This is a genomic window from Amycolatopsis thailandensis, from assembly GCF_042723255.1.
Classification (GTDB): Bacteria; Actinomycetota; Actinomycetes; order Mycobacteriales; family Pseudonocardiaceae; genus Amycolatopsis; species Amycolatopsis thailandensis.
Genome location: NZ_JBHXJK010000009.1, coordinates 3,375 through 9,475 on the forward strand (window position 1 = coordinate 3,375; position 6,101 = coordinate 9,475).

A 6,101-nucleotide genomic window follows, 5' to 3' on the forward strand; every position below is an offset into this window, starting at 1 on the left:
CCCGCGCGCCCGCCTGCCCGGCCCCCACCCCCCCCGCCCGCCCGTTGGGGTTTCCCGCCCGCCCCCCCCCCGGCAATGGCCGGGGGGCGGCGATTCGGTAACCTGACCGTCGTGACCACTCCGGATCGCTGGGCCAAGGTCGCTTCCGACGCCGGACTCGGCGCTCTGTTCCTCGCCGCCGTCGCGATCCAGATCTTCGCGCTCGCGTCGAGCTGGGGCGGCGCGTCCTGGATTCCGGGCGCCCTCGCCGCCGTCGTGGTGTGCGGGCTCGCCTTGGCCCGCCGGCGCGAGCGGACCTGGACCGCGGTCGCCGGGCTCGCCGTCGCGGCGCTCACGATCTTCATCGGCCTGCTGCCGATCACCCGGCTCCCCGCCGAACCGGGACCCGCCATGGCACTGGGCCTCGCGGTGCTCACCGGGTCCGCGGTCCGGGCACTGGCGCCGGTGCGGGCCGGCGCCATCGCGGGCGCCGGGCTGCTGATGATCGTCGTCCAGCTCGCCGTCGGGCCGGTGTCGGCCGTCCCCGCGATCGCTGCCGCGACCTGGCTGGCCGGCGTCGCCGCGGGCCTGGCGCTGCGGCTGTACGACGGCAAGGCGCGGGCGGCCGCCGACAGGGTACGCCGGGCCGAACGGCTGGAACTCGCCAGGGAACTGCACGACATCGTGGCCCACCACCTCACCGGGATGCTGATCCAGTCGCAGGCCGCGCAGGTCGTCGCGCGGCGGAATCCGGAAAAGGTCTCGGCGTCGCTGGTCGAGATCGAGGCCGCGGGCTCCGACGCCATGGTCGCGATGCGCCGCGTCGTGGAGTTGTTGCGCGACACCGACGACACGGCGCCGACCGCGCCGGAACCGGAGGGGCTGGACGAGCTGGTCCAGCGGTTCGGCAAGCAGCACGCGAACGTCCGGCTCAGCTCTCCCGAAGGCTCGTCGGACTGGCCGCCCGAGGTGACCAGCACGGTGTACCGGATCGTCCAGGAGGCGCTGACGAACGTGCTGCGGCACGCGCCGCACGCCCGTTCGGTCGACGTCACCGTCGACCGCGACGCCAAGGGCGTCACCGTCGAAGTCGTCGACGACGCCTCGCCGAGCCCCGCCCGGCCCGGTCACCGCGGGGGCTACGGTCTGATCGGAATGCGCGAACGTGTCGAAACGCTCGGTGGGACACTGTCCGCCGGACCGCGGGCCTCCGGCGCGGGCTGGTCCGTGCGGACGACTCTGCCCATCCCCACCAGGGAGCCCCGATGACGATCAAGATCCTGCTCGCCGACGACCAGGCGATGGTCCGCGCGGGCCTGCGGCTGATCCTGGAGGACCAGTCCGACATCGAGGTCATCGGGGAGGCCGAGGACGGCGCGGAAGCGATCACGATGGCCAGGCGGCTGCGGCCGGACGTCTGCCTGGTGGACATCAGGATGCCCAAGCTCGACGGCATCCAGGTCACCCGCACGCTGGCGGGCCCCGGGGTGCCCGACCCGATCCGGATCGTCGTGGTCACCACGTTCGATCTCGACGAGTACGTCTACGGGGCCCTGCGCGGCGGCGCCGTCGGCTTCGTCCTCAAGGACGCCGGACCGGCGCTGCTCATCGAGGCGGTGCGGGCCGCGCACAACGGCGAAGCGCTCGTCTCGCCGTCGATCACCCTCCGGTTGCTCAAGCATCTGAACGAAACCGGCGAGGTGTCGCAGGCCGACCCGGCGCGGACGGCGTCGTTGTCCGGGCGCGAGATGGAGGTCGTGCGGACCATCGCCCGGGGCCTGTCCAACCGGGAGATCGCCGCCGAACTGTTCATCTCCCTGAGCACGGTCAAAAGCCACGTCGCCGGGATCCAGACCAAGCTCGGGGTGCGCAACCGGGTCGGGATCGCCGCGTGGGCCTGGGAAAACCGGATCGTCCAGAGCCCCACCTGAGGGGTTCCGGCTCACGATGTCAACGAGGCCGCGAGCTTGCGCACCGTAGGGTTGAGGTAGAGCGCGCGCGGATGCAGCGGCGGCAATCCGCGCTCGCGCATGGCCGCCGCGATCCGCATGGCCAGCAAGGAATTCCCGCCCACCTCCCAAAAACTGTCGGACGCGCCGACGGCGAACCCGAGCACCTGCCGCCACACCGCGAGCAGCTCACCGGCGAGGCCGTCCACTCCCGCCGGAGGTTCATCGTCCACATCGGACTCTGGCACAGCCTCGACGGGGTCCGGTAGCGCGGCGAGGTCCACTTTCCCGTTGGCGGTCATCGGAATCGCGGGCAGCACGGTGATGGTCGCCGGCACCATGTGGTCCGGCAGGATCCGGGAGATCCGCTCCCGCACCGCCGCCGTGGTCCCCTCCGAGAGCACCACGTACGCGTCGAGCCGCCTGGAGGCCGCGTCCGCCCCGCGCACCGTGACCGCGGCCGCGACCACCCCGGTGCCCTCCGCCAGCACCGACCGGATCTCGTCCGGTTCGATGCGGAACCCGCGCAGCTTGACCTGGTCGTCCTGCCTGCCGAGGTGCTCCAGCACGCCGTCCGGCCGCAGCCGTCCCCGGTCACCGGTGCGGTACATCCGCCCGCCGCCGAACGGATCGGGCAGGAAACGCTCGGCGGTCAGGCCGGGACGGCGCAGATAGCCGAGCGCGACACCGGCGCCGGCGACGTGGATCTCGCCCGCCACTCCCGGCGGCGCGAGCCGCCCGGACTCGTCGAGCACGTACACCCGCCACCCGGGGACCGGCCTGCCGACGGACCTCGATCCGGCGAGCGCGTGCCACCGGGTGACGGTCTCGGCGGTGACGTGCACGGTGGTCTCGGTGATGCCGAACATGTTCACCAGCCGGCATCGGGTCTCGGGATACCGGTCCAGCCACGGAAGCAGGCTCCTGACCGGCAGTGGCTCTCCCCCGAAGATCACCAGCCGGACCGGCAGCCGATCGTGGCGCGCGCGCTCCACCTCCGTGAGCGGGGCGAACGCCGACGGGGTCTGGCTCAGCACGGTGACCCCGCGCTCGGCCAGCAGGTCTCGCAGCTGCTCCGGCGAGCGCGACACCCAGTACGGGACGACGACGAGATGCCCGCCCGTGAGCAGGCAGCCCCAGATCTCCCACACCGAGAAGTCGAACGCGACCGAGTGGAAGAACGTCCACACGTCGGTGGCTCCGAGGGCGAAGTCGTCCCGGGTGGCGTCCACCAGCGCGACGACGTTGGAATGCGGGACGAGCACGCCTTTGGGCCTGCCGGTGGAGCCCGACGTGTAGATCACGTACGCCGCTTCGTCCGCTCCACCGACGGCGGAGGGTTCGGCGTCGCCGTGCGATTCCGTGAGATCCCTGGGCGTCAGTACCCGAAGTCCCCCGGAGACGGGGAATCCGTTGTGCGTGGTGATCACGACGGCGAGCCGGGCGTCTTCGACGGTGTACGCGAGTCGCTCCGCCGGATAGGCCGGATCGAGTGGCACATAGGCGGCGCCCACCTTGAGAACGGCGAGCAGGACTGCCACCAGCTCCGCCGACCGGTCGAGACAGACACCGACCAGGTCTCCCGGGTTCACCCCGGCGGCGCGCAGGCCGTCGGCGAGCCGCGCGGACCACCGGTCGAGCTCACCGTAGCGGACCTGACCGTCCTCATCGGACAGTGCGATCGCGTCGGGCCGCTCGGCGGCGCGCTCCGCGAACACCTCCGGGATGCGGCGCGGCGTGGTGCTCGGGGCGCGCGACGGGCGTCCGAGCGCCAGCACCTGTTCGCGCTCGGCCTCGTCGAAGATGTCCTTCCCCGCCGTCCGGTGGGCTTCGACCAGATGCCGGACGAACCGGGTGGCGACCGGCAGGCTCACCGCGCCCGGCCGGTAGTGGCACCGCAGCCCGCCCGCGCGGCCGACCGTGACGGTCAGCGGGAACGGCGGTGCCAGACAGGGCACGTACTCCCCTGTGTCACCAGAATCAGGGTCACCGGAATCAAAGCCGTCGAGGTCGAACAGTATCCCCGCACCGGCGAGCCGTTCCTCCGGCTCGTACCGCGCGAGGACGGCGGCGAGCGCCGCCTTCCACCCTTCCGGGTCGCGGTCGGTGCCGGACGGCAGGGACACCCGGAACTCGGCGGGCTCGTAGTGGCCGAGCCCCCGGTCACCCAGTCCCCACGCCGGTACGTGGTCGGCCCCGGACGTGCGAGCTGACGACCGCTCGGGGCCCGGTCCGCCCGCCGCCGCCGCGGTGGCGAGCAGGCGCAGCGCCGGGCCGTCGAACGCGGCCCGGTGCGCGACGATCACCAGATCCGCCCGGCCGTCGGGGTACTCGATCAGCGCGCCCCGCGCCCCGCGCCGGGCATCGACGGGCCTGGCCAGCTCGCGGGCGCGGCGCTGGGCGCTCGCCGGGTCTTCGGCGCCGAACGGGACCCGCTCGGCCCAGAGCTCTCCAGGCCCGGCGATGCTCGCGAAGCGCTCGGCGACCAGGCCGGCGTCGACAGGGCCGTCGAGCCGGAGGCACAGCGCGTGACAGTGCTTGGCGTTCCTGGTCCACTGCGAAGGCGTGACCACATCCCTCTCCCCTCGGTTCGGCGGCTGCGCGGTCAGCGGGCGGTGAACCCGCCGTCGACGGTGACGACGGATCCCGTGACCTGCCGGGATCCGTCGGAGGCGAGCCAGACGGCGGCTTCGGCGACGTCATCCGGCTCCACCAGGGCGTTCATGGGCTGTGACTGGACGAACGCCGCTTCGTGCTCACCGACCGGCACCCGCAGCGATCTCGCGATCTCCGCGAGCATCCGGCCCTCCACCTCGGGGTCGTCCCGGACGGACCCCGGGCAGAGCGCGTTGACCCGGACCTTCACCGGGGCGAAGTCGAGCGCCGAGGCCTTGGTCAGCCCGATGACGCCGTGCTTCGCCGCGACGTAGCCCGCGAAATGGCGGTACCCGACCAGCCCCGCCGTCGACGCGACGTTGATGATGCTGCCGCTCCGCTGGGCGGTCATGATCTTGCCGACCGCCGCCGTGGCGCGCCAGGCACCGGAGAGGTCGACGTCGATCATGAGCTGCCACTCGTCTTCGGTGATCTCGTCGGTGGGGGTGCCGGACGGCGTGGCGATCCCGGCGTTGTTGAGCAGGACGTCGATCCGCCCGCTCCAGCCGTGGGCGTCGTCGGCGACCTGCCGCAGCGCGGCCAGGTCACGCACGTCGGCGTGCCGGGTCAGCACGGCCGCGCCCCGCGCACGGCACAGGTCGGCGGTGTGCGCGAGCTGGCTCGCGCTGCCCATCGGATACGACACACCGGGCAGATCCGCGCAGACGTCGAGCAGGACGAGATCTGCGCCCTCACGGGCGAAGGCGACCGCGCAGGCCCGGCCGAGACCGCGGGCGGCCCCGGTGACGATCGCGGTCTTGCCGTCGAGTCGCATCGCTTCCCCTCAGTACTCTCGATGGGCGAGTTCGTCGTTCACCAGCCGCAGCAAGGAACCGGGATCCTCGGCGAGGTACATGTGCCCGCCCTCGATCTCCTCCTGCGCGAACTCGGCGCTGGTCGCCTGCAGCCATTCGGCCGTCTGTGCGGCCGTCACCAGGTCGTCCCCGGTCCCGCGCACGGCGGTGATCGGCCGCGGCAACGGCCGGTCCGTCACGGGCACGTAGTTCTCGTGCATCTCGACGTCCGCGCGCAGGGTCGGCAGGATCAGCTCCCGCATGTCCGGGTCGGCGAGCGCCTCGTGGTCGTACTTGGCGAACTCCTTGACCCTGGCCAGGAACTCCTCGTCGGGGAGGCTGGTCGCGCGCCGGGTCCGCCGCGTCCACGGGCCGGGCGAGCCGCTCACGAACAACCGCACCACCTCGGCGTCGCTCCGCGCGACCAGCAGGTGAGCCAGCTCGTAGGCCAGCACCGCGCCGAGGCTGTGGCCGAAGACCGCGATCCGTTCCCCTGGCTCGAGTTCGCCGGTGACGGCGGGAAGCAACCCGGCCGCCGCTTCCGCGACGTTCCGGTACGGGTCCTCGGAAAGCCGCCATTCCCGTCCGGGCAGCTGCAGCGCGATGATCCGCGGGGCCCCGTCCGTCAGTGCCGCCCAGGGGTGGAAGAACGAGGCGCCCGCCCCCGCGAAGGGGACGCACACCAGGGAGGTCCGTCGCATGTCCGTTCTCTCCTTTCCTTCGC

The 6,101-nt window shown here is 72.7% G+C and carries 5 protein-coding genes; 2 read left to right on the forward strand and 3 right to left on the reverse strand.

The window, feature by feature from the left end; translation table 11 throughout:
• Positions 1–111: 111 nt before the first annotated feature.
• Both ACFWMR_RS05565 and ACFWMR_RS05570 read left to right on the forward strand, forming a co-directional pair.
• Positions 112–1,248, forward strand: a complete 1,137-nt coding sequence (locus ACFWMR_RS05565) for a sensor histidine kinase (protein ID WP_378377250.1) — start codon at positions 112–114, stop codon at positions 1,246–1,248.
• Positions 1,245–1,910, forward strand: coding sequence for a response regulator (locus ACFWMR_RS05570; protein WP_093939411.1), 666 nt, complete (start codon positions 1,245–1,247; stop codon positions 1,908–1,910). The genes ACFWMR_RS05565 and ACFWMR_RS05570 overlap by 4 nt, the downstream gene beginning before the upstream one ends.
• An 11-nt stretch (positions 1,911–1,921) precedes the next feature.
• Here ACFWMR_RS05570 and ACFWMR_RS05575 read toward each other — a convergent pair whose 3' ends face one another.
• From ACFWMR_RS05575 to ACFWMR_RS05585, 3 genes are read right to left on the reverse strand one after another with little or no spacing between them, the layout of a single operon-like run.
• Positions 1,922–4,501 (reverse strand): amino acid adenylation domain-containing protein, encoded by a 2,580-nt coding sequence (locus ACFWMR_RS05575; protein ID WP_378377252.1) that lies wholly within the window; start codon positions 4,499–4,501, stop codon positions 1,922–1,924.
• Between the two features lie 32 nt (positions 4,502–4,533).
• Positions 4,534–5,358, reverse strand: coding sequence for an SDR family oxidoreductase (locus tag ACFWMR_RS05580; protein WP_378377254.1), 825 nt, complete (start codon positions 5,356–5,358; stop codon positions 4,534–4,536).
• Positions 5,359–5,367: 9 nt separating this feature from the next.
• On the reverse strand, positions 5,368–6,078 hold the full coding sequence (locus ACFWMR_RS05585) for a thioesterase II family protein (protein ID WP_378377256.1): 711 nt from the start codon (positions 6,076–6,078) through the stop codon (positions 5,368–5,370).
• Between the last annotated feature and the right edge of the window lie 23 nt (positions 6,079–6,101).